General features: G+C 42.2%; 21 protein-coding genes. 13 read left to right on the top strand and 8 right to left on the bottom strand.

From position 1 onward, the window contains the following. The first annotated feature begins 202 nt into the window (after positions 1 to 202). The 7 genes from pyrD (at position 203) to rmf (ending at position 8,812) form a co-directional block, all read left to right on the top strand. The gene (pyrD, locus tag BCU07_RS06375) at positions 203 to 1,213 is read left to right on the top strand and encodes a quinone-dependent dihydroorotate dehydrogenase (RefSeq protein WP_017063847.1); all 1,011 of its coding nucleotides are present in this window, start codon (positions 203 to 205) and stop codon (positions 1,211 to 1,213) included. 206 nt (positions 1,214 to 1,419) lie between these two features. Next, entirely contained in the window at positions 1,420 to 1,968 is a 549-nt protein-coding gene (locus BCU07_RS06370) for a cell division protein ZapC (protein WP_017063848.1), read from the top strand. A gap of 507 nt (positions 1,969 to 2,475) precedes the next feature. Then, positions 2,476 to 4,596 (top strand): bifunctional 23S rRNA (guanine(2069)-N(7))-methyltransferase RlmK/23S rRNA (guanine(2445)-N(2))-methyltransferase RlmL, encoded by a 2,121-nt coding sequence (gene rlmKL / locus BCU07_RS06365; protein ID WP_102428952.1) that lies wholly within the window; start codon positions 2,476 to 2,478, stop codon positions 4,594 to 4,596. A gap of 25 nt (positions 4,597 to 4,621) precedes the next feature. After that, complete coding sequence (locus BCU07_RS06360) at positions 4,622 to 4,882, top strand: glutaredoxin family protein (RefSeq protein WP_019823251.1); 261 nt, start codon at positions 4,622 to 4,624, stop codon at positions 4,880 to 4,882. Further along, positions 4,860 to 6,776 (top strand): ABC transporter ATP-binding protein, encoded by a 1,917-nt coding sequence (locus BCU07_RS06355; RefSeq protein ID WP_017063849.1) that lies wholly within the window; start codon positions 4,860 to 4,862, stop codon positions 6,774 to 6,776. Before BCU07_RS06360 ends, BCU07_RS06355 begins: the two co-directional genes overlap by 23 nt. 9 nt (positions 6,777 to 6,785) lie before the next feature. Continuing rightward, on the top strand, positions 6,786 to 8,477 hold the full coding sequence (locus tag BCU07_RS06350; protein ID WP_102428953.1) for a DUF3466 family protein: 1,692 nt from the start codon (positions 6,786 to 6,788) through the stop codon (positions 8,475 to 8,477). Between the two features lie 161 nt (positions 8,478 to 8,638). After that, positions 8,639 to 8,812, top strand: a complete 174-nt coding sequence (rmf, locus tag BCU07_RS06345) for a ribosome modulation factor (RefSeq protein WP_017059676.1) — start codon at positions 8,639 to 8,641, stop codon at positions 8,810 to 8,812. 252 nt (positions 8,813 to 9,064) lie between these two features. Here rmf and fabA read toward each other — a convergent pair whose 3' ends face one another. Next, entirely contained in the window at positions 9,065 to 9,580 is a 516-nt protein-coding gene (gene fabA / locus BCU07_RS06340) for a bifunctional 3-hydroxydecanoyl-ACP dehydratase/trans-2-decenoyl-ACP isomerase (RefSeq protein WP_017059675.1), read from the bottom strand. A gap of 70 nt (positions 9,581 to 9,650) precedes the next feature. Further along, a complete protein-coding gene (locus tag BCU07_RS06335) occupies positions 9,651 to 11,303 on the bottom strand; it encodes an AAA family ATPase (protein WP_048615970.1) in 1,653 nt (550 codons plus the stop codon). Between the two features lie 189 nt (positions 11,304 to 11,492). Here BCU07_RS06335 and matP point away from each other — a divergent pair, with 189 nt between their 5' ends. The 4 genes from matP to BCU07_RS06315 all read left to right on the top strand — a co-directional run bounded on the left by matP (position 11,493) and on the right by BCU07_RS06315 (position 14,062). After that, positions 11,493 to 11,948 (top strand): macrodomain Ter protein MatP, encoded by a 456-nt coding sequence (gene matP, locus BCU07_RS06330; RefSeq protein ID WP_102321156.1) that lies wholly within the window; start codon positions 11,493 to 11,495, stop codon positions 11,946 to 11,948. Between the two features lie 23 nt (positions 11,949 to 11,971). After that, positions 11,972 to 12,280, top strand: coding sequence for a DUF3634 family protein (locus tag BCU07_RS06325; protein WP_017059672.1), 309 nt, complete (start codon positions 11,972 to 11,974; stop codon positions 12,278 to 12,280). A gap of 105 nt (positions 12,281 to 12,385) precedes the next feature. Next, a complete protein-coding gene (locus tag BCU07_RS06320) occupies positions 12,386 to 12,697 on the top strand; it encodes a hypothetical protein (RefSeq protein WP_017059671.1) in 312 nt (103 codons plus the stop codon). 144 nt (positions 12,698 to 12,841) lie between these two features. Then, positions 12,842 to 14,062, top strand: coding sequence for a hypothetical protein (locus BCU07_RS06315; RefSeq protein ID WP_102428954.1), 1,221 nt, complete (start codon positions 12,842 to 12,844; stop codon positions 14,060 to 14,062). A 100-nt stretch (positions 14,063 to 14,162) separates the two neighbouring features. Here BCU07_RS06315 and BCU07_RS06310 read toward each other — a convergent pair whose 3' ends face one another. The 6 genes from BCU07_RS06310 to BCU07_RS06285 form a co-directional block, all read right to left on the bottom strand. Next, positions 14,163 to 14,765, bottom strand: coding sequence for a DUF2971 domain-containing protein (locus tag BCU07_RS06310; RefSeq protein ID WP_017059669.1), 603 nt, complete (start codon positions 14,763 to 14,765; stop codon positions 14,163 to 14,165). Between the two features lie 338 nt (positions 14,766 to 15,103). Further along, entirely contained in the window at positions 15,104 to 15,706 is a 603-nt protein-coding gene (locus tag BCU07_RS06305) for a porin family protein (RefSeq protein ID WP_017059668.1), read from the bottom strand. Between the two features lie 814 nt (positions 15,707 to 16,520). Then, the gene (locus tag BCU07_RS06300; protein WP_102427886.1) at positions 16,521 to 17,867 is read right to left on the bottom strand and encodes an ISNCY family transposase; all 1,347 of its coding nucleotides are present in this window, start codon (positions 17,865 to 17,867) and stop codon (positions 16,521 to 16,523) included. Between the two features lie 282 nt (positions 17,868 to 18,149). Continuing rightward, on the bottom strand, positions 18,150 to 19,871 hold the full coding sequence (locus BCU07_RS06295) for an ATP-binding protein (protein WP_017059647.1): 1,722 nt from the start codon (positions 19,869 to 19,871) through the stop codon (positions 18,150 to 18,152). Then, entirely contained in the window at positions 19,871 to 21,055 is a 1,185-nt protein-coding gene (locus BCU07_RS06290) for an FIST signal transduction protein (protein WP_017059646.1), read from the bottom strand. The genes BCU07_RS06295 and BCU07_RS06290 overlap by 1 nt, the downstream gene beginning before the upstream one ends. Before the next feature lie 114 nt (positions 21,056 to 21,169). After that, complete coding sequence (locus tag BCU07_RS06285) at positions 21,170 to 21,535, bottom strand: hypothetical protein (protein WP_102428848.1); 366 nt, start codon at positions 21,533 to 21,535, stop codon at positions 21,170 to 21,172. Positions 21,536 to 21,787: 252 nt separating this feature from the next. On the opposite strand from BCU07_RS06285, the gene ccoN reads away from it, so the two are divergent. Further along, a complete protein-coding gene (gene ccoN / locus BCU07_RS06280; protein WP_009846707.1) occupies positions 21,788 to 23,221 on the top strand; it encodes a cytochrome-c oxidase, cbb3-type subunit I in 1,434 nt (477 codons plus the stop codon). 11 nt (positions 23,222 to 23,232) lie between these two features. Further along, the gene (gene ccoO / locus BCU07_RS06275; protein WP_017059643.1) at positions 23,233 to 23,853 is read left to right on the top strand and encodes a cytochrome-c oxidase, cbb3-type subunit II; all 621 of its coding nucleotides are present in this window, start codon (positions 23,233 to 23,235) and stop codon (positions 23,851 to 23,853) included. Position 23,854: the final 1 nt, after the last annotated feature.

Raw genomic sequence — 23,854 nt, 5'->3', positions numbered from 1 at the left:
AGTGACCTGATGGCTGTACTAAGGTTGAGATTAGAAATGGCTTAATAACTTGAAGAAACGATAACGTTTGCTTAATAATGAACCTCATTCGTTAGCAAACTTGATTATCTTACCCTTACAGACAGTAATAGATTGAATAGTTGGGTAAATAAGTAAATAATAGCGCCCCGTTTACACGGGGCTTTTTTCTATCGGAGGCACAATGCTTTACCGTCTAGCCAGAACTGGCTTTTTCCAACTTGATGCCGAAAAGGCACATGATCTTGCAATTCAAAATTTCAAGCGCTTCACAGGCACACCTATTGATCTTTTGTATCGCCAACAATTACCTCACCGACCTGTAGAGTGCATGGGTCTTACTTTTAAAAACCCAGTTGGCCTTGCTGCTGGCCTAGATAAAAACGGCGAATGTATTGATGCATTTGGCGCAATGGGTTTTGGTTTCGTAGAAGTAGGAACAGTGACTCCACGTCCGCAAGCGGGTAACGACAAACCTCGTTTATTCCGTCTTGTTGAAGCTGAAGGTATCATCAACCGCATGGGTTTTAACAACCTAGGCGTCGACAACCTTGTTGAGAATGTTAAGAAGTCGAACTACGATGGCATCTTAGGCATTAACATTGGTAAGAATAAAGACACACCAATTGAAAAGGGCGCTGAAGATTACTTGATCTGTATGGAGAAGGTATATCAATACGCTGGTTACATTGCTGTGAACATCTCTTCACCAAACACTCCAGGACTTCGTTCTCTACAATACGGCGAAGCTCTAGACGATCTATTGTCTGAACTGAAAACGAAACAATCTGAACTGGAAGAGAAGCATGGTAAATATGTTCCTCTTGCTCTTAAGATTGCTCCGGATCTAAGCGACGACGAAATTCGCCAAATTTGTGAATCATTGATCAAAAATAAGATCGATGGTGTGATCGCAACAAACACAACATTGGATCGTTCAATCGTTGAAGGTATGAAACATTGTGATGAAGCGGGTGGCCTAAGTGGACGTCCTGTTCAATCTCGTAGTACTGAAGTAGTTCGTAAACTTCACGAAGAGCTGGGTGACAAACTGCCGATCATTGGAGTAGGTGGTGTTGACTCGTATGTTGCTGCAAAAGAGAAAATGATGGCAGGCGCTAAGCTTGTACAAGTTTACTCTGGTTTCATTTACAAAGGTCCAGGCCTTGTAGGTGACATCGTTAAAAATCTTTAAACGGCAAGACGCTTTTATTTCTGAAAAGCGACAATCTGGCATCGTCTTAATAAAAGAGACACTGTAACTCACTGAGTTGTAGAGAAAAGCGACAAGAAAGAGGAATTCATTTCCTCTTTTTTTTTGCCTATTGCTCAGTAAAATTACTGTAATTGAAGGTAATTTTGCGTTTTACCTAATGGAATGGTTCAACAGTGTGAGACGAAATGATGCTTAAACCTAGCGATACATGGAGTTGGTATTACGATGAGCAGCAATGTTCATTAATGCTAAACCTCGGAGAGGATATGATTTTCAAAACGAATCTGGTCCGCAATAAGCTGGTGGACTGCGCGTTTCGAGATAATGAATTCACCGTTGATGACGCATCTTCATACCAAACCTTCAAAGAACAAATTTCTGGCTTAGAACTGTCTGAGCCTCGTCAAGCTGAATTAGCACTCTATTGTGTGGCAGCAAAGCGTTTCCATAAGCCTGTACAGCCTAAGAGTTGGTTCTTCGACTCACAAGGCACTGGCCATGAATATCCTCAAGAAGGGGATATTGTACAAATGAATAACGAGCATAGCTTAGGGTATTTCATTGTATTAGAAGTGGGAGAGTGTGCGAGCCTATGTGCATTTGTTGACCTAGAAGAGTTCCTGTTAACGCCTTCAAAAGGACTGCGATTTGGAGACTCAATCAAGGTGATGCACGATAGAATGGTAGACGCGAACGCTATCCTTCATCAGACACACATAGCGATGGTAGGTTAACCTCTAATCTAGCACATCATTTCAACCACGCATCGCAGCACACAAACGTATAAACCTTCCTCAGAATCGGCTCATTAGCCGATTTTTTTGTGCCTAAAAAACCTCATCCTGATAAATACATCACGGCTTAACCATTTAAATAGTGAACTTACGACTATTTTTTCACCTTAATTTCTGCCCGTTTTCATCGCCAGAAGAGTAAATCTACCGTCTTTATTCCCTGTTTTTGGTCTTTTGTAGCTAAATTTCATCCATAAACCTCCTTTGGTATATACCAGTTTTGAGGTGAATATAAATTCACATTGCTACTTTGGTTAATAAGTGGTCAGAAATGAAGTTGGTTTGATAGGTCTTATGTTCTAAGGGGATGTGGGTAAGCGATCGCTTCAAGACTGTGCATTTGCTAGCCAGTTAGTCGAAAGATTCAATGAAAAGACGTGTTTAGTGTGATGCTCTAGTTACAAATTCAGGTATAATCGAACTCATTTTTATCAATAAAAGAACACTATGAATCAATATCTAGCGGTTACCTCAAACGGCCTTGAGAATTTATTAGTTGAAGAACTAACCCAACTAGGGATTACAAACGCAAAACCTGTTCAAGCAGGTGTTAAATTCAAAGCGACCAATGAGCAAATTTATCGTTGTTGTTTGTGGAGCCGTTTGGCTTCTCGATTTGTACGTGTCCTTTCTGAATTCACTTGTATGGACGACATGGATTTGTACCTATCAACCACTGCGGTTAACTGGGTAAATCAATTCCATAGCTCTAAGCGTTTTGTTGTTGACTTCAATGGTACGAACAACGAAATCCGTAATAGCCAATACGGTGCGATGAAAGTAAAAGATGCCGTTGTTGATTGCTTTGAGAAGAAGTCTTTACCTCGTCCTTCTATTAGCAAAGAGAACCCAGACATTCGTATCCACGTTCGTTTACACCGTGATAAAGCGATTCTTGGTGTTGATATGGTAGGTAGCGGTCTTCACCAACGTGGTTACCGTCCTGAATCAGGTCGAGCACCACTGCGTGAAACACTAGCTGCTGCAATCCTTCTTCGTAGTGGTTGGGATGCAACGAAACCTTTCTTAGATCCTATGTGTGGTTCAGGTACGTTAGTGATTGAAGCTGCAATGATGGCTGCAAACCTAGCACCGGGTGTTAAACGTCAGAAGTGGTGTTTTGAATCACTAGAAGATTTCGAGCCTGAGCTTTGGGCTGAAGTTAAAGCAGAAGCGAACGTCCAAGGCCGTCGTGGCGTTAAGAAAGTAGAATGTAAGTTCTATGGCTACGACAATGATGAACGTATGATCAAAACTGCGCGTGACAATGCTCGTCGTGCCGGTGTTGAAGAGTTGATTGAATTCGAAGTAGGCGATGCTGCAAAGCTTAAGCGTCCTACAGAGTTTACTGATGGTGTGATTGTTTCTAACCCGCCTTACGGTGAACGTCTTGGTACCGAGCCGGGTCTTATTGCACTTTACACAGCATTCGGTGCACAGCTCAAAGCTGAATTTGGTGGCTGTAACGCATCTATCTTCTCTAGCTCAGACGAGCTACTAAGCTGCTTACGCATGCGTGCAGACAAACAGTTCAAATTGAATAACGGTGCGTTACCGTGTCACCAAAAGAACTACTCAATTTCAGATCGTCCGATGTCAGAACGTCCAACGGGCGAGCAAGAACAGTTAATTGCTCCTGACTTCGCAAACCGTCTTAAAAAGAACATCGGTAAAATTGGCAAGTGGGCTAAGAAAGAGCAATTAGATTGTTACCGTATCTACGATGCGGACTTACCAGAATACAATGTAGCGATTGATGTATACCCAGGTCACCTTGTGATTCAAGAATACGCAGCGCCTAAAGATGTACCGGAAGAGAAGGCAAAACGTCGCTTAACCGATATCATCCGTGCTTCTATTCAAGTAACAGGCGTAGAAGCAAACAACGTTGTGCTTAAAGTTCGTCAGAAACAGAAAGGCCGTTCTCAATACCAGAAATTGGCTCAAGACTCATCGAACTTAGAAGTGAACGAGTATGGCGTTAAGCTGATTGTTAATCTTCATGATTACCTAGATACCGGGTTGTTCCTAGATCATAAGATCACTCGTCGTCGTATCGGTGAGATGGCCGCAGGTAAGGATTTCCTAAACTTGTTTGCTTATACAGGAAGTGCATCTGTTCATGCTGCTGTGGGTGGTGCTCGTTCTACAACTACTATTGATATGTCTAATACCTACCTAGAGTGGGCGAAAGAGAACATGGAGCTTAACGGTCGTGTTGGTCGTCAACATCAGTTTGTTCAAGCTGACTGTCTACAATGGCTAGCTAAAGAGCAGGGTTCTTATGATCTGATCTTTATCGATCCACCTACGTTCTCTAACTCAAAGCGTATGGATCAATCTTTCGATGTTCAACGTGATCACATTCAGCTGATGGAAAACCTTAAACGTCTTCTTCGTGAAGAAGGCACGATTGTGTTCTCTAACAACAAGCGTCACTTCAAAATGGACTTGGAAGCTCTAGATGAGTTAGGTCTTAAGGCTCAGAATATCTCAGCGAAGACACTTCCATTGGACTTCTCTCGCAATAAGCACATTCATAACTGCTGGTTGATTACACATAAGTAGTTAAGAGATCGTATAAGGATATATAGTGCTGACTCTCTACAGTACAGAAGGGTGCCATCTATGTGAGATGGCATTCCAACTCACGGAACAGTTAAACATTAGCCATCACGTCAACGTTGTTGACATTGCATTTGATGATGAGCTCTTTTCCCGTTACGGGGTCACTATTCCGGTGCTCAAATTTGAAAGCTCTGACCTTTCTCAAAGCTCAGAGCTTAACTGGCCATTTGGCTTGTTAGAACTTAATGATTGGTTAAAGAAGAATGGCATTACTTACAATTCATAATGGGCAATTAGCGTTTGGCGATCACCCGTTATTAGATCGTGCGGACTTCGCACTGCAAGAAAACGAACGTGTGTGTTTAGTAGGGCGCAATGGCGCTGGTAAGTCTACGTTGATGAAAATCCTGTCTGGGAACATCATCATGGACGACGGCAAGATGCAAATCACACAAGATGTGGTTGTGTCGCGCCTTGAGCAAGATCCACCGCGCAATGAGCAAGGTACCGTTTATGATTACGTTGCTGGTGGCCTAGCTGAAATCGGTGAACAGCTGAAGATCTATCATGATCTTCTGGATCTCATCGGTACTGACCCTAGTGAAAAGAACCTAAATCGTCTTACTCGTGTTCAAGAGCAATTGGATCATGCGAATGCATGGCGCTTTGAAGATCGCGTAAGCAACGTATTGGCGGCGCTTAAGCTAACTGCAGAAACCAAACTGACGGATTTGTCTGGTGGTTGGCAACGTAAAGCAGCACTTGCTCGTGCGCTTGTATGTGACCCTGACGTGCTTCTACTTGACGAACCGACTAACCACTTAGATGTTGCGACCATTGAATGGTTAGAGGGTTTCCTGAAAGACTTCCGCGGTTCAATCATCTTTATCTCGCATGACCGTGCGTTCATTAAATCGATGGCAACACGTATTGTCGATCTTGATCGCGGTAAATTGAGCTCTTTCCCGGGTGATTACGAAAACTATCTTGTTGAGAAAGAAGAAGCGCTTCGTGTAGAAGAAATGCAAAACGCTGAATTTGATAAGAAGCTTGCTCAAGAGGAAGTTTGGATTCGTCAAGGCATTAAAGCTCGTCGTACTCGTAACGAAGGCCGTGTTCGTGCGCTTAAGAAGCTACGTGAAGAACGTTTGAACCGTCGTGAAGTGCAGGGCAAAGCGATTATCCAAATCGACGATGGCCAGCGTTCAGGCAAGATTGTATTTGAAGCTGAGAATCTTAACTTTGGCTTTGAAGGCAAAGAAATTGTTAAGGACTTCAGCTTCAACATCATGCGTGGCGATCGTATCGCTCTGATTGGTCCTAACGGTTGTGGTAAGAGTACGGTACTTAAGCTGCTTCTTGACCAGCTTAAGCCTGATTCAGGTCGTTTGCATTGTGGTACTAAGCTTGAAGTCGCTTACTTTGACCAATACCGCGAAATTCTAGACCCTGAGAAGTCTGTAATTGATAACCTCGCGGATGGTAAGCAAGAAGTGACCGTAGGTGGCCGTGAGCGTCATGCTCTAAGCTACTTACAAGATTTCTTATTCTCTCCAAAACGTGCTCGCACTCCTGTTAAAGCACTATCTGGTGGTGAGAAAAACCGTCTGTTATTGGCGCGTATTTTCCTTAAGTCGAACAACTTGTTGATTCTCGATGAGCCAACCAACGATCTAGATATCGAAACTTTGGAACTTTTAGAAGATTTGCTTGCCAACTATCAGGGTACGCTGCTTTTAGTGAGTCACGATCGTCAGTTTGTTGATAACACAGTGATGACAAGTTGGATCTTTGAGGGTAATGGCGTTATTGAAGAATTTGTTGGTGGTTACCACGATGCTCAGCAGCAAAGAAAGCAAGCATTAGAGTACCGACAGGTTGAAAAGCCATCAAAGCCTGAGAAAGTAGTTGAGGAAACTCCCAAAACTGCGCCAGTTAAGGCTAAACCTAAGAAGTTATCGTATAAGCTACAACGAGAACTAGAAGCGCTACCAATGCGTTTGGAAGAATTGGAAACTCAAATTGAAACTCTTCAGGAAGAAGTCAACGATCCAAGCTTCTTTTCAAAATCTGTAGAGCAGACACAACCAGTTTTAGATAAGCTATCTGCAGCAGAGCAGGAGCTTGAAGTTGCTTTTGAGCGCTGGGAAGAGCTCGAGGCACTACAACAGGAAAGTTAAGAAGTAATAATGACTTGTACTAAATTTAAATTAACAACAGTTGCAGCTCTAGTTTTGGCTGCAACTAATGCCAACGCTGCACTTTACAAAGTAGTTGAAGTAACGCCTTCGATTACAGGTGCATCTGAAATCTTTGGTGTAGCGATTCAGCCAGCAACAGTTACAGACACTGAAAGTTGTTTTACGACTGGTACCGTTGGCGGAGTTGCATGTGATAGCTTTAAATTGGCTGGTGAAACTCGCAATGCAGTTGATGGAATCGGTTATCGCGAAGAAGTTCCGTTTGCTATGGATGCACCGTTCCAATACATTCAAGAACGTGATGACTTTGAAAACTACTGCTACCGCGAGCTTAGATATTCTACTTGTGAAAGTTGGGCCGACAATCGTTGGGCTACTTGGAGTAAAGAAAGCGACCTTAGTTATGTAAACGCGAAAGCTTTTATTGATAACGGTAGCTCCATAAGTCCTTATAATGTAGCAATTACTGCTCTGGATGAATCAGGTGCACCACTTGGTATTAAGTCAAACGGTAACGATATTCGTTATAATGCGGTTACAACAGTGCCTCTTACAGCCTCATCTGAATCACGTGCTTGGGGCGCTCTAACCGTTAATGATGGTACTACAGACATCGTTTACAATTTTGGTAGCATTTCGGTACAGGGACCTAAAACGGTTACTTCTGATACGACATTCAGTTCTAAAGCTGCTATCTGGAAAGACGGAGAAGTTCATCAATTTATTTGGAAGCAAGGTGATATCCCCCAAACTGGAGACTACTTTGCTCAGGGAAGCATGCGTGGCCTTGCGGAAAACTCAGGAAAGTTATACGGCGTAGGTTTCGATACAGTGAATGGTAATGGTGATCTACAAGACATGAATGCAAGTGTCTTTGTAAGTGACTCATTAGACATTACCGGTGCTACTTGGGAAACTAAAATTATCAGCGGCGCAGAGGTAAAATCTGGTTCATCGAATGACGATGCTAGATACAGTAACTCTGTAGCGACTGACATCAACGATAATTTGTTCGCTGTTGGTTATTCTAAGCGTAATGGTTATGTACCAGAGAGTGGTAGTGCAGGTAATAAGCCTTTCGTTGTAACCGATGCCAAAAACCCAACAGCAACGTACTTGTCTGGTGGTATCTTCTTTGGTGGTTCGAGCGGTGAAGCTAAAGCAGTTAACAACTTTAATGAGTTTGTTGGCCAAATAGATGCAGAAACCACTCGTGAGGTTGATGGTAGTGAAAGAAGACACAGAGGCTTTATATATCCTTATAACGTGTCTTCATCAACTGAAGCTCGTCGTGTAGACATCTTTAACGGTCAGGCTTGGTGGTTAGATGATCTAACAAATGATGGTAATGTTTCCGGAGAGAACAACAAGTTCCGAATTATTGATGCTACTGACATTAACGATGCTGGTGTGATCTCTGCTACTGCTATCAAATGTACAGTTGGAGGAACGACTCAACCGTATGACACAACGTCTCACAACTCATACTGTGGTGGCGCGTCATCTAACGCGGTAGAAGAGGTTGTTGCAGTTAAGCTTGTACCAATTGCCGGTGCAACTAAAGCTGATATCCAAACTCGTAGTGCCGACTCAGAGAAAGTTGATCGTCAAGGTGGTAGCCTAGGTTGGTTAACTTTGACTGTTCTTGGTCTATTAGGGTTCCGTAGAAAATTTAAATAATTTTATCTCTTGAGCCCGAGTTCACATTTCTGAATTCGGGCTTTTTTTCGCCTTGAGAAAAGTAAAAAATTGTTCGATTCTTAAAGTTGGAGTCACAAAAACTCCGTAAAGTTGTAATCATTGTATGTTAGTAAATGTAACACCCGTATGAGGACTGCACTATGAAGAGACAAAAGCGTGATCGACTAGAACGAGCACAATCTCAAGGCTACAAGGCTGGTTTAAATGGACGGTCGCAAGAAGCTTGCCCATATAGCCAAATGGATTCTCGGTCTTATTGGTTAGGTGGATGGCGTGACGCCAAAGATGACAAGCAATCAGGTCTCTATAAGTAGATAGGGCGTAAAGAATTCAAGGTCAGGGCTCCATTGTCTGTTGATTACAACGGCTGGAGCCTTGTTAGTTTCAGAACAACACAAAGACTCCCAGAGCTATGTAGCATTCTAGTTTCGCTATCATAAGCGTATCGCTGGTGGATTTATCCTGTTTCAAGCTTAATACGGGATACTTTAATGCACTATAACTAAATTTATTGGAACGAAAATAAAGCAGCCATGGGCTGCTTTACTAAAAATCTAACTATTAGATTAGAATGCTGACGTATCTTGGAAAAGGCCAACTTTCAAATCTTTAGCAACGTAGATCTCTTTACCATCAACAAGTACGCGACCATCCGCAAGGCCCATAACTAGACGACGGTTAACAACACGCTTCATGTGGATCTCGTAAGTTACTTTTTTCGCAGTAGGTAGAATTTGACCAGTGAATTTCACTTCGCCAACACCTAGAGCACGGCCTTTACCTTCGCCGCCAACCCAACCAAGGTAGAAGCCAACAAGCTGCCACATTGCGTCAAGACCTAGACAACCAGGCATTACTGGGTCACCCGGGAAGTGACAATCGAAGAACCATAGGTCAGGAGTAATATCCAGCTCAGCAAGAACTAAACCTTTACCGTAATCACCTTCAGTTTCAGACATCTTAGTGATGCGATCCATCATTAGCATGTTCGGTGCTGGTAGTTGAGGGCCTTGTGGCCATAGTTCGCCTTGGCTTGATGCTAGAAGCTCTTCGCGAGTGTAAGAATCACGTTTGTTTTGCATTATCAATTACTCCGATTTTTGATAGGTGCATATTAGTGAACAGGTGTACGCTAAACAAGTCCGATCAGTACTAGACAAACCAGTTTTTAATGCGTCCAACGATTCCAATAGGGTGCTCATGTCTTTCAAAGTTTTCAATACGTTCCGCGATTTTACTCAGAACGCTTTCTTGTTCATCGTCTCTAAATGGCTTGTTCATAATGAGAGGAATTGCTTCGTCTACATTAGACACAGACCAAATATGGAATTCTTCATTCTTAATGCTTTCAATAAGGTCAGGCTTTAGTGCAAGATGCCTTAAGTTCGATCTTGGAAGGATCACTCCTTGTTCGCCTGTTAAGCCGTTGTGCTTACACACATGGTAGAAGCCTTCGATTTTCTCGTTTAGCCCGCCAACAGCTTGCACACGTCCAAATTGGTCAACTGCACCTGTAACCGCAATTTGTTGATTGATAGGGTATTCAGACAAAGCACTAACCAGAGAACACAACTCCGCAAGAGAAGCACTATCGCCATCTACTTCGCAGTAAGACTGCTCAAATACTACGGAAGCTGCGTATGGTAATGGATCTTCAAGGTTTAGTGCGCTGCTCACAAATGCTTGCATGATCATCATGCCTTTAGCATGAAGATTACCACCCAGCTCGGCTTTGCGCTCAACATCGGCAATATCACCATCACCAAAGTGAATAACACAGGAAATTCGTGCAGGTTCACCATACGATATTGGGTGTCCCGGTACATCGATGACCGTCAATCCATTAACTTGACCAACTTGTTCACCTTCAGTTTCGATAATGACTTGGCCATCACGAATATCATCAAGGGCGCGTTCTGGTAGGTAAGATTCGCGGTTATATTTGTGCTGTTGAGCTTGTTGGATATGGTGAATATCAATCTCACCATTGTCGGCTTCAATCAGAGCTTCGTTCAATAATGCATTGTGCCAAATAGGGCATAATGGAATATAGCTTTGATCTTCCGTTTCTCTTGCTCCGGCAGTAAGAATGCCCGTCAACGCCTGTTGCGTGATGGTTGGCAATTCATAGCGTTGTTGAAGCCACTTAAGGTAACCAAGATATTGAGTCAAAGTCTCTTCAGAGAGCTTGATATCTTGTTCAATTTCGCTAAATAGGCAAAAGCCGGTTTGAATATCGCTGTCCAGGTAATCAAGGTCACCTAGTTGAGCTCTGTCTCCAACAACAATCAACTTAATGTTGTAAGTCAAAGGCAAAGTCGGGGATTGGTTCAAGTGCTCTGGATTACTGCTGATTGGTTCTACGGCTTCACCAAGCAGTGCTGATTTAAGCAGTAACCAGCTTCCTGGGTTGGCCAAGATCAAGTTTGCTGAAACGATCAGATAGCCGTTGTTTGCTCTAGCCAGTAGGCCGGGCTTTGTCGCTACAACTTTACCGTCTTTTGACTGAACTTGGTCAAACAGAGAGACAGCATTTAAAGACTCAGTTTTTATAACCGGTAGAGTGTGATCATCTAAAGCAGTGACTAGAGATTCAACAATCATTTGACGATAGATCGAATTGTCTGGAGCGTTTACAAGTAAAACACGCGAAAGGTTAGACAAACGGACAAAGCGGGTTAGCGCATCTTTGAATCTATGTTGAATATCTGAAAACGGGAAAGGCGAGATGTCAGGGAATTGCTCTAATTGAGCGCTATATTCGTCGTACTGAGGCGTAACATGTCGCCAATCTACTTGAGTCATTTAAGTTTCTGATTATGATAATGAGGTAGGGAGTATATAGAAAAACCGATCTCGCTTGTAGCTCTATGTTGTAGTTACTAATCACTAAGCTAATATAAGTATGATCTTGGTCTATTCTTTCAAGATCATAATTGTTAAATAGCCTATTTTGGGTTACGCTGTCACTAGGATTAACTCTCGAGATTAGACATGAAATATCAGCAACTTGAAAACTTGGAATGTGGTTGGAAATGGAACTATCTGGTCAAAAAATGGAAAGAAGGCGAGTCGATCACCTGCCACATAGATTCAAGTGAAGCTGACGTTGCTGTTAAAGCCTTATTGAAGCTTGAACACCAACCTACAGGTGTCCCTGAGTGGATATCTAACAACATGTCTCCTGAGCTCGATAACAAGCTTAAACAAGCGATCAGAGCTAAGCGAAAACGCCACTTCAATGCTGAACAAGTTCATACAAAGAAGAAATCAATCGACCTTGATTACCGTGTATGGGAAAAGCTATCTCAACGTGCGAACGAGCTAGGTTGTACGCTCTCAGATGCCATCGAGTATTTGGTTAGCGAAGCGTCTCGTAGTGAGCAGGCCAGCAAGACGGTGACTAGCCTCAAAGAAGACTTAAGCAAGCTCCTTTCTGACGATAAATAACCATCAACAGTAGTGGTGACATTATGATGTACGTAATCTTAATCGGTGCGGTATTAGTTTTTTGGTTAGTAGCAGTCGACCGACCGGTATTGAAAATTAAATTTAGCGACGGGGCGATCGAACAAGTTAAAGGGCATCTTCCACCGAGCTTTAAGCACAACCTTCAAGAGATTGGTCATAACAATACCTTTAAAGGCGAGCTAAAAGTGTATGCAAAACGTTCTGGTTACAATCTCAAGTTCACTAAAGATGTTCCTAAAAACGTACAGCAACGTATTCGTAACGTGTTCCCGCATAATGGTTTTAAGTCTAAAGGCTCAAAGAAAGCGTAATCGTTGAGAGTTACGCGTTAGCTGGTCAATCCTCATACTAAGTTAATCCTTCATTTCTCTTAAATCTCCGCATACTGTTCTCACCCTCAACAAAGAGAGAGCAGTATGAGATATCTAGTATTACTATTATGTTTTTTATCCCCAGTCGCTTTTCCCGACGATGCATTGGTTAATCCTGTAGCTAAAAAGATAAAAGTCACCGTCATGAAAGGGCTCAACAAGAGTAATGTTGATTTCGAGGGTTATTGCGATCTGATGATTGAGATGAAGCACTCTAAAGGTTATGCAAGAATCAAAAAGGTGAGAACGTCTGGAGATAGTAAAGTTTGCAAGCAGGCGAAAAAACACCTACCGACGAAGAAAAGGTTCAAATACAGCTTTCCAGAAAAGTATATCCGGCTACATATCACACACTAGCCACTCTCAACGCACTATAACTAAATATCCTTAATTTTATTGAAACAATTTCGTGAACCAATCTCTAATTTCTATTAATATTAGTTTTGTTATAAAGGCAGGATATGCCGATACAAGAGCATTTACGGCAAAGGAAAGTCACGGTTGTTGTTAGCAAATAAAAGTTATACCCCTGAAGTAGTTGAGATCTCAAGGAAGGTCTCAATCAATGTTGAAGCTCGCTTTAATCGATGGTTAATCTCACCTGAATATAAGCTCGCACAATCTACAGTAGACACGTTACTAAGTTTGGAAAATAGGTATTGTGATAGTGTCATATTTGATGAATCTGACCGCATATCTCACAATCAACGTATTTTATTGCGCTGCGAGCAGGATAGAGTCAATGCTCATCGTGAAAAAGTCGACGCGAAGCAACAAACCTTACGATACGTTATCGATGATGTCAGCAATGCCGCTTCTGCGCTAATGCTTGAGAAGCTTCAAGGTACCTTAATAAGTTCGTTGTTTTCAGACTTACCCGATTACAATCAGTTCGCTAGTGTTGCGTATTCGCCATCTTTAAACTTTTCCAAACTCCATGAAATATCCGCGAAAAGTAGGCCATTGAGCTCAAGTTTAATCGAGTTTGTTTCCAATCAAGAGTTTGCAGATAAATATGGAAAGAAATCTAAGGTAATTCTCGATCCAAAAGTTGCAGCACGACAAATAGGAATAGAAAATTGTCGTTTATTGTTCCCATTGTTAATGAGTCAACAGCTGATTAAGTGGAATGATGGCAACATTAAACACATCACACCTAAGGTTTGGCAACACTTGGTCGTGACGTCAAATGCGACTCGAATTCGACTTCAAGAAACGTCGGTTAAAGATCCTAACGTAGGCATTTTACTTGGTGTGTTGAGAGTTCTGCCTTTGTTTTTAATTTGTAACCACTTTTCTTCAACGTTTGAAGACGCATTGGTAAAAACGATGCTTGGTTATCGTGAAGCAAGTGACAAGCATGACGAATATTATGCTTGTACTGAGGTGATGCCAAACACACAGTTTCTTGAATCAATGGTCGAGCAGCTAGAGCTTAAGCTACTAAAAAACCTCGTTGAATTTATAGATTGGAGCTCTGGAAATCAGTTCATCAAGAGGGCACTTCTAGAGGAAGTGAATGACATTCCAGTACTTGAGCGAACGGTTTATGGTGCAGCTTTGGCTCAAGGTAGAAAATATTCTGTTTTCGAGGCGTTAGATAATAGTGAACTATTTAACGTTAAGCACCGACCTTATTGGTTTTCAACTGTTCAAATGTCTATCGCGACGATTGAGCAGATGCAAGATAAAGTACTGGGAAAGCTTACGGTGAACATGTAATAAAAAGAGAGAGTCTCATTAATGTCGCTCTCTTTTTTGTTGCGCTGTAACTTTATGTGAATGTCTTGTTTTGGCGCTAAACAGTAGGATTACACTCTACTTAACTGACCACTTCGAAGGTAAACGACTCTTGCTTTGCTATTGCGTGTTTAACAGGGATACCAAGGCGCTGGCAAGTCATCAGAACTTTCAATTTCCTGTCGGCAGGAGCGTGCTCTGACAGAATCACCGAGCTTAGGCACTCTCTATTAAGGTAGAGTTTATTTCCGATCATCTCGTCATCAGGTAATACCCAGCGGTATTCCTTTTCATAACGCCAATTAGAATGCTTAATTTTGAATATCTCAGCTCCCAGTCTTGATGTTTGTAAACCTCTTAGCGATGCCGGGCGGAACATATTCGGTTCGTCTTCATACTGGACTTCAAAACAGTTGAGATTGGCCTCGCCGTTATAGCAGTTGAGATCATACTCGATACACATGCCTTTAAAGTTGTCACCATACTGCGACCATAGTATTGGGTGGTCGTTCGACTGAGAGAAACACATGATCTTAAAGTTTTGTTGAAGCTCTTTGTTGAATGCGTGGTTAGATTCAAAAGGGTTATTAAAAGTTTTAGCGTAATCAAACCACAACGAACACTCGGAAATAGATTGTATGTTTCTGTCGTGGAGCGATCTGAACTTATAAAGTTTAGGCAACATATCAAACACCTAGTTTACAAAATTGCCTGATGTTAACACTTTAATTTATTTTTAAGGATTGAATGCATAGCATTTGATTGCTTAATCACCAAATTTATTCGTATAACTGTTTGATAGATCAAAATTTAAACACGAAATAGTAGCCTGTTAAAGTGGTTTATTTTGCGTTAGGGCAAAGCTTTCAAGTTGTAACTTTTTACAGAAGATACAACGTAACTTTATTTATGGTTGAATTGTCTTGTCAAAGTAGAGGTCGAGTAGGGAAATAGGTGATTAAAATTAAAGCCGAGCTTTAAAAGGACGGCTTTAGTAGTATTGAGCCTACGAGTGAATCAAGTTTAGAAGTGGTACCTTGCACCTAGGTAAGCGGTTTGAGGTGACACATCGATGGATTCAATTTCAACGTTTGCATAGCGGTAACCAATATGGATATCGATGTTGTCTGTTACCATCGCACCAAGCTCAGCACCAACTTGGTAGGCTGCTTCAGACTTAGAGTCTGATACTCCAAAAGCTTTCGCTTCCATATCCATAGAGCCAACACCGGCTAATAAAGATACATACAGATCTAATACGTCACCTTCAACAATAAACTTTGGTTTAATGTTTACGAAGAAAGCATGGCCTTCAATATCCATTAAGTCGTTATAGCTAACTTTTCCGATTTTTCGGTACTCGGCTTCTAGCCCCAGTTTGACGACATCATGTGTATTGAATTCGTAGCCTCCAACCAAGTTATAGCTAAAGTCTGATAGATCAGATGAATCTTCAATGGCGCTGCCACGATATTCTAATTCAGTTTCATTATAAAAGCCGATATCAACACCAGCATAAAAATGACCATGCTCTCTAGGTGAGTTTTCGTTTTCACTAGCAAGCGCCTGCGAGCTGATGCCAAAAAAAGCGGTGAATAGCGATAGGGCGATTGTACTGATTTTCATGTAAAGCCTTCTAAGATAATAAGTTATTCTGTTCCAGAATATGTTAACAAACAAAAGATACTCTAACTAATTGAGAACTAGCCTAAAGATCTGATTTTAAAGACTTGTTGGTAATAGAAGTGTCATTATCGCAGTTATGAGACAAGTTAATATAGTCCAGACAGAGGTTAATAGAATTTATGTTGCACTGTAACTTACGATTAGCCAAGTCGTTTATAGAAGTTCGTTTTGGATGGCAACGCAGTTTGGTAACAATGACCGTTGGGCATCAGAAAATTCAAAGTTAGTGGTTTGAAAAACGAGTACGGATGTTACTGATGACGTTGATAGTTGATTCAATTTGGTGAAGAACAAGCCAACATAGGTAAACAAGACTAGATGATTCGGGAGTTCGCTTGGTCTTTTGGGACCGTTAAATCTAGCGAACAAGAGTAACCAAGTCTTTTCAGTTTATTGGTAGTACGGACAATAGACCGAGAGTTAGTGGAAGCGTTAATCATCTAGGTTCTTTTGGTAAGCAAAATCAGGGTAATAGCTTTTAACACTCAACCAGCAGAGACTCTGGACTAACTTTGGAGAGGCATCCGTAATTAGAAGTCTTAATTAAGTTTGAGCAGACATGTGATAAAGCCATCACGATTTAATCCAATTAACGCGGAGTCAAAGCCAGCCAGTAATTAAATAGATAGATTCATGCGGCGCTGTACGTAAAATTACGCGAGTAACAGGCACTGAAACCTCTCAGATTTCACATACAATGTGTCAATCCCATTTTAAAATGTCCTCATTTGCCCCAAATAGAAATGTCCCGTTGTTAGGTCTTTCGACTGGAGGCTTTGAATGGTTCGATGAGGACAGGGTTGATGGCTCGAGGGGCTGTTTGAAGGGCTCTTTGTTGTGCACGGCGCTTGGGGGCTTTCTTACTGCGGGTTCGTTGCTGTTGTTGTTCGAATTCTTCTTGTTGTTGCTGAGCAAATTTTAAAACTTGGCCGAGGCGTTTGTTGTCGACGATTTGGGTTTGTTGAACGTGCTCGAGTTTGTCGAAGGTTTTGAATTCGAGTTTTCGATGCCCGTATTGGATGGCGATTTCACCGTTTGGGTAGTCGAGTATCTTGACATGTTCGTGCGCTAGTCGGCTGTTTTCTTCAGTAGGTTCAATGAGATAAATAACCTTATCGTATTGAAATGTCAGCGACTTTGAGAGCTTGCGGGTTTCTTGCCAACTGAAAATATCGTCGAGTTCTTGCTTGGACTCTCGAACCGGACGATGCATGTCTTTTGGGTATTGAGCGGGCTTAGCAAAGCGATGGTTAAAATCGGCGATGAAGTAGGGAAGCCAGGCGTTGGCTTGTTCGATGGTGTCGATACCTTGTAAGCGCATCTCTTTAACCAGTCGGTCTTGCAGCGTGAGGTTGGCTCGCTCAACGCGGCCTTTGGCTTGGGAGCTGTTGGCACAGATGAGTTCTATGGCCAGTTCTTTCAACACGCGCCCGTATTGAGTTTGGCCAACTTGTTTGTGTTTCTCCTGATTCACTCGAAAAATTGAGTGCTTGTCACTGTAAAATGCGATGGGTTTACCGTGCTCATTGAGGTATTCACGCGTGGTCAACATGTAGTCAAATGCGGATTCTGTCTCGCTGAATCTTAGGTTCATCAAACGGCCAGTCGCATCATCAATGAACACCAATAGGCAGCATTTGTCGCTGCGGCCTTCAAACCAGTCATGATGGGAGCCGTCAATTTGGATAAGTTCACCCAAGCAATCACGACGGTAACGAGGCTGATAGACTCGAGGTTTGCGTTGTGAATGTGGAAGCCACAGTCCGTCGGCGATCATCCATTGACGGAGTGTTTCTTTAGAGACGGATAGATTGTGTCGTTCAGTCAGTTTTTCCAGAGCGAACGTTGGTGAGAAGTCAGAGTAATGCTCACGGATAAGTTTCAGTATTTCAATTCTGAAATGTTCTGAGTAGCGTCGATTACTTGGGCGTCCACGCGCTGCGTGTGTAAGACTTTGAGCGCCAAGAGAGACAAGTTGGTTTACCAAACGTCGGATATGACGCGCAGACAGATTCAAAATGACAGCAGCGTCAACTTGACGTAGTCGTTTTTCACGTACGTCAGTAAGCACCTTGAATCGCTGAATATCTTTTTCACTCATAGTAATAAGCATCCGGATAACTCCTAAGCAGACCAATATAGGTAAGCTTAGGAGGACATTTTAAAATGGCTCAAACCGGACATTACTAAATTGCTCTAACACAATGACTGCGTATTATGTATATTATGTTAAATGGTGTTTGGTATTTATAAGTCAGGTATCTTTGTGCGATGCCCTGCCTCTTGTTTATCTACCAAATCGATGTTCTATTTAACAGTAAGGCTATTTACCATAAAATACCTAATAAACATATTTCCTAATCTTCGATTAAGAATACGTTTATTAGACTTCAAGCATTAATCGATCAATTGCTTCTGTGATCTCTTTAGTTCTTACTGGCTTGGTCACGAAATCATTCATGCCGACATCTAAGCACGAACATTTGTCTTCTACTGATGTGTGTGCTGTTAGCGCAACGATTGGTGTTTTGATGTTTGCGTCTCTCATGTATTTGGTTGTGGTTAATCCATCCATGACCGGCATCGACACATCCATTAAGATAATGTCTATTGATTCGTTGCCTCTTTCAATAAAGCCAATCGCTTCTTCACCATTACTTGCGATGAAAACCTCGTGGCCTTGTCTTGTAAGGATTAACTTTATCACCATTTGATTCGTTGGATTGTCTTCGACAACTAACACTGAATAACGGCTTCTTAACTCTCGTGAAGATTCGTCTTCTTTGTTAGCCAGATTATTCGTAACTCTAGTAAGCACTGGCAACTGTACTTCGAATTTGGAGCCTTTTCCAGGCTCACTCTTTACCGATATGCGCCCGCGCATCAGTTCAACCAGTCTTTTAGTGATGGCCAAGCCTAAACCTGTGCCACCAAATCTACGTGTGATTGTGCTATCAGCTTGCACAAATGGACTGAACAGCGACGAAAGTTGTTGCGAGCTAATGCCAATCCCTGTGTCTTCCACCGTTATATAGAAAGAGCTCTGCTGGTACTTTATAGAAACATGGACATGCCCACGCTCAGTGAACTTAATCGCGTTACCGATCAAATTAAATAGGATCTGTGCCAAGCGACTTGGGTCGATGTAATGAAGTTCACCTTCAGGGATATCGCTAGTTACTGTTAGCGGCAAACCTTTATCGTCTGCTGTCTTCTTTTGTTCAGATAATACAAAAGTTACAGTGTCTCTTACGTTGCTCCATTGAGGAGCCAACGAGAAACACCCAGATTCAATCTTAGAAAAATCCAATACGTCACTGATAATTGCCAGCAATAGCTCAGATGATGTGCTCATATTAAGCAGTATAGACTGTTGTTCTTCGTTCAATGATGTGGATTTTAGGGTGTCTATTAGGCCAATTATGGCATTTAGCGGTGTTCTTAATTCATGACTCATCATCGCGAGGAATTCAGACTTGGCCTTGTTGGCTCTTTCTGCGTCTTTTCTTGCTGTGACAAGCTCTGCGGTACGTTCTCGAACGGTTGCTTCAAGCTTTTCTTTGTTCTCAATATCGAAAACAGCACGCTCTATCAACGGTCGAAAACGGTTTAGTGTGGCCTTAGTTTCAATACTAAAGTGCTTGGTATTCGAGTGGATAAAGATGATGACGGATTGTGTTAGTCCGCTATCGATACCAGTAATTAGAACAGAGTTGATTTGATCGAGGATAATGGGATGTAAGGAATTGAATTCACCCAGAGACTTGGGTTCAAAAAGGATGGCGCATTCTCCATTGATCACTCGAGATAACTTGCCACAATCACTCCAATTCATCTGTTCGAAGACTTTGTTATTGCTTAGCAGGGTTTTGAAACTGCCTTCGTTCCCTACCCTTGATACCACGATAAAGTCATCAAACTTAATGTATTTTTTGAGCACGAACTCGAGACTGGAGAATATCTCAGATATGTTACTTGCCTTACTGATCGCAGAGATGGTTGATAAGATCACCCTGTTCTCTTCAGCCAGCTTTCGCTCACGGGCTTTTAGTTTTTGCAGTTCAATACGTGCTTCTTGCAGCGCTTCTTGACCTTCAGAACCCATTACTTTTTCAACCTATAAAACGTTGCAGACGATACCATTAAATTCCCGTGTGCATTCTCGCCACCAGAGAGCCTGCCTTGTTCACCAAACGTAAATGGACATATGTATGGGAGCCCATTAAGTGCTTGATTTATTTGGTCACAAACCTCATCCATATCTTGTTTAAGGTTCAACATTGGGCCTGCACAAAAGATATTGATCGCCCCTAGTTTCTCTTCAAGATCCATGTCGTTGTAGTATGAGGAGTGAATGATATTCGCGGCGCGGCTAATCAACTGCTGCTTAGACCCTTGCATCAGGTAGATGGTGTCGCCTTCACTGATGTCTGTGAACAGCTCAATCCCATTACACTCCGTCTCTCTGATCGAATGAGACAATTTGAAATATGGGTAATCGTAAGAAGAGCCGACTTTCCTGCCTAATGGGTAGACTGACGACTTTTCGAATATGTAGCCATCATCACTGCCATCTAAGTGGAAATTAGTCCATTCGTTGTAAACGGTGACGGCTGGCCTGTGGTCTATCTCCAACAAAATTCGGTTTCTTACTTTGGTCACGGTGCCTGAATACCGCGTAGGCGTATGACCCGCGCTGAAAGAGGAATAGATGGACTGAGACGCAAACACTACCGTTAAAGACACACCATTTATAGACAGCGACTCTTCGGTGAAGATACTCCAATTTCCGGAAACCTGGTTGTCTGCAGCACTGCCACCAATAATTGGCACTTCAGTACCAAATTTCTTATCGATAGCCGCCATCACCTTTTCTTCGTTACCCGGTGTGGAATGCAGCAAGATAAGATCAGGAATTTCACCTTCTCGGTTGGCGTTCTTGAGTGCTTTGTCTATCGCGCTGAAGGTACTGCGGTCTATGGAGTCGCTGAAATGTTCGATTCCCGTACCATAGGCGTTGATCCCCGAGTCATAAATAATGAGGACGCCAATGACTGGACCAGAATGAAAACCAGTTTCGGTCATAATGCCGTGACAAGTAGTACAGCCATGTATGGGAGTGTTCGGGAGAGCATCTACGAAATATCTCTGCACAGCGAGTGTCGAATACTCTTCTGTGCAGTAGCAAATAAGACAAGCAATATCGTCAGGGTTTTCCACCCCGCTGAGCAACTCATCTACTGCGATTTTATCGTCTAGGGAGTAAGAGACTTTTGATAGAAATTTCATAGATTCTGGGTAACTTTATTAATGCTCTCTTTATAACACTTTAATGCATTGTGTTTCACTGATTTGGTACATGTTTCTATCAAAAGAACCGAGGTGTGCCCCAGTTTCTCTCTGTTACTCCTTAGAAAGGTTTACAGAAAACGTGCTCACCTGTTGTGGAAATGTAACCGTTATTGAGGAGGTCTTATCACTAGTTTGTAACAGCCAATTTGATGGTCCTTTTTCTTCCAGAATTCCGCTTTCATTATAGCTAATGATAAATTTGCCAGTTTTAGATGTTTCGATCGAATACCCTAGGTTATTGCTTGAAACTGAAACATTATGATTATCAATACCAAATTCACAAGGTTTTGAAACTATACAGTTTACTGTTTCGTTATTATCGTATGTTACTGTTCTCCAAGTAAATGCAGCTATTAAAATAACCAACATGACGATAATTTGAACAAGCCTGCCTTTTGTTAGCTTTTGTGCCGCCATTATAATCTTTACTCCTTGTTACAAAGTTCAAAGTTTTTAAATAAAAATCCAATTCCAGACCAAGCGTAAGGTTACTACTCTGTCATTGATTTGTTAATTCAAGTATAGTGTCGCGTTGAAAATGCCACTTTTTTTTAAAATCAGCAAGTGGAAATAAAGCCCTGAATAGGCTGAATTTCCTTTTCTAATTTGGGTGGCATTACGACGTGAGTCGTGTTGGAAGTAAAGTGTAGTAAATAAGAAATTGGAAGCATGCAAATGAGCCAAGAAAAGCAGCTTGAACAAAACTACAACTATACGGTCGTCCGTCAATTTACCCTAGTTACAATTTTGTGGGGTATTGTCGGTATGGGCGTTGGTGTTTTGATTGCCGCTCAATTAGTTTGGCCACAGCTAAACTTTGATACGCCGTGGTTGACGTACAGTCGTTTACGTCCCCTGCATACTAATGCGGTTATTTTTGCGTTCGGTACAAGTGCGCTGTTTGCAACATCATATTATGTTGTACAACGTACCTGTCAGACGCGTCTCTTTGGTGGCCCTCTCGTAGCCTTTACCTTTTGGGGTTGGCAAGCGATTATCCTGTCCGCTGCAATTACTTTACCGTTAGGTTTAACCTCTGGTAAAGAATACGCAGAACTTGAATGGCCAATCGATATTGCTATTACTCTTGTGTGGGTAGCTTATGCGGTCGTGTTCTTCGGAACCATGATTAAACGTAAGACATCGCACATTTACGTAGCAAACTGGTTCTTCGGAGCCTTCATTATCACGGTTGCCGTGTTGCACATCGTTAACAGCCTAGCTGTTCCTGTCTCTGCGTTTAAATCGTACTCGATTTATTCCGGAGCGATCGATGCAATGGTGCAATGGTGGTACGGACACAATGCGGTAGGCTTCCTATTGACAGCTGGTTTCCTAGGCATGATGTACTACTTCGTTCCTAAACAAGCTGGTCGCCCTGTTTACTCTTACCGTTTGTCGATTGTTCACTTCTGGGCTCTCGTGTCTCTGTATATCTGGGCTGGTCCTCACCACCTACACTACACTGCACTTCCTGACTGGACTCAATCTCTAGGTATGGTTATGTCTTTGGTTCTGTTTGCTCCATCTTGGGGTGGCATGATCAACGGTATTATGACTCTATCTGGTGCGTGGCATAAGCTTCGCTACGACCCAATCCTACGTTTCCTAATCGTTTCTCTATCATTCTACGGCATGTCGACTTTCGAAGGCCCAATGATGGCAATCAAAACGGTTAACGCACTATCTCACTACACGGACTGGACTATCGGTCACGTTCACTCTGGTGCGTTAGGTTGGGTTGCAATGGTTTCTATCGGTTCGGTTTACCACTTAGTTCCTAAACTATTTGGTCAAGAGCGTATGTACTCTGTATCCCTAATCAATGTTCACTTCTGGTTAGCAACGATTGGTACGGTTTTCTACATTGTAGCAATGTGGATCTCTGGCGTGATGCAAGGTCTGATGTGGCGTGCAGTTAACTCTGACGGTACATTAACTTACAGCTTCGTTGAATCTGTAGAAGCGTCTTACCCGTTCTACTTTGTACGTTTCTTAGGTGGTTTCATCTTCCTATCTGGTATGTTCTTAATGGCATACAACACGTACAAAACTGTTTCTGCACCTAAAGATAGCCTTAAAGCTATCCCTCAACCGGCTTAAGGAGATTTAGAATGAGCTCAAATTCAAATAATCGCCATGAGTTGGTAGAGAAGAATGTTGGCCTACTAGCGATTCTTATCGTTATTGCTATCAGTTTTGGTGCTTTAGTAGAAATTACCCCACTTATTTTCCAAAAGCAGACTACTGAACCTGTAGAAAATCTACGTGTTTACTCTGCTCTGGAAATGGAAGGTCGTGATATTTACATTCGCGAAGGTTGTAACGTATGTCACAGCCAAATGATTCGTCCTTTCCGCTCTGAAACTGAACGTTACGGTCACTACTCTGTAGCTGGCGAAAGTGTTTGGGAACACCCATTCCTATGGGGTTCTAAGCGTACTGGTCCTGATCTAGCGCGTGTTGGTGATCGTTACTCTGATGAGTGGCACCGTGTTCACCTTATCGACCCTCGTGAACTTGTTCCTGAATCAAACATGCCTGGTTTCCCATGGCTTGCTGAGAATGTACTTGATGGCAAATTGACTAAACAGAAGCTTGAAATCTTCCGTAATCAATTTGGTGTTCCTTACACAGACGAACAAATTGCTAACGCTAAACAAGATGTTGAAGGAAAAACAGAGATGGATGCAATCATCGCTTACCTTCAATCGCTTGGCCACGCAATGAAATAAG

The sequence above is a fragment of the Vibrio sp. 10N.261.54.E10 genome (assembly GCF_002877735.2).
Classification (GTDB): Bacteria; Pseudomonadota; Gammaproteobacteria; order Enterobacterales; family Vibrionaceae; genus Vibrio; species Vibrio crassostreae_C.
The sequence above is the reverse complement of the archived record's forward strand: the minus strand, read 5'-3'. Positions and strand labels throughout refer to the sequence as shown.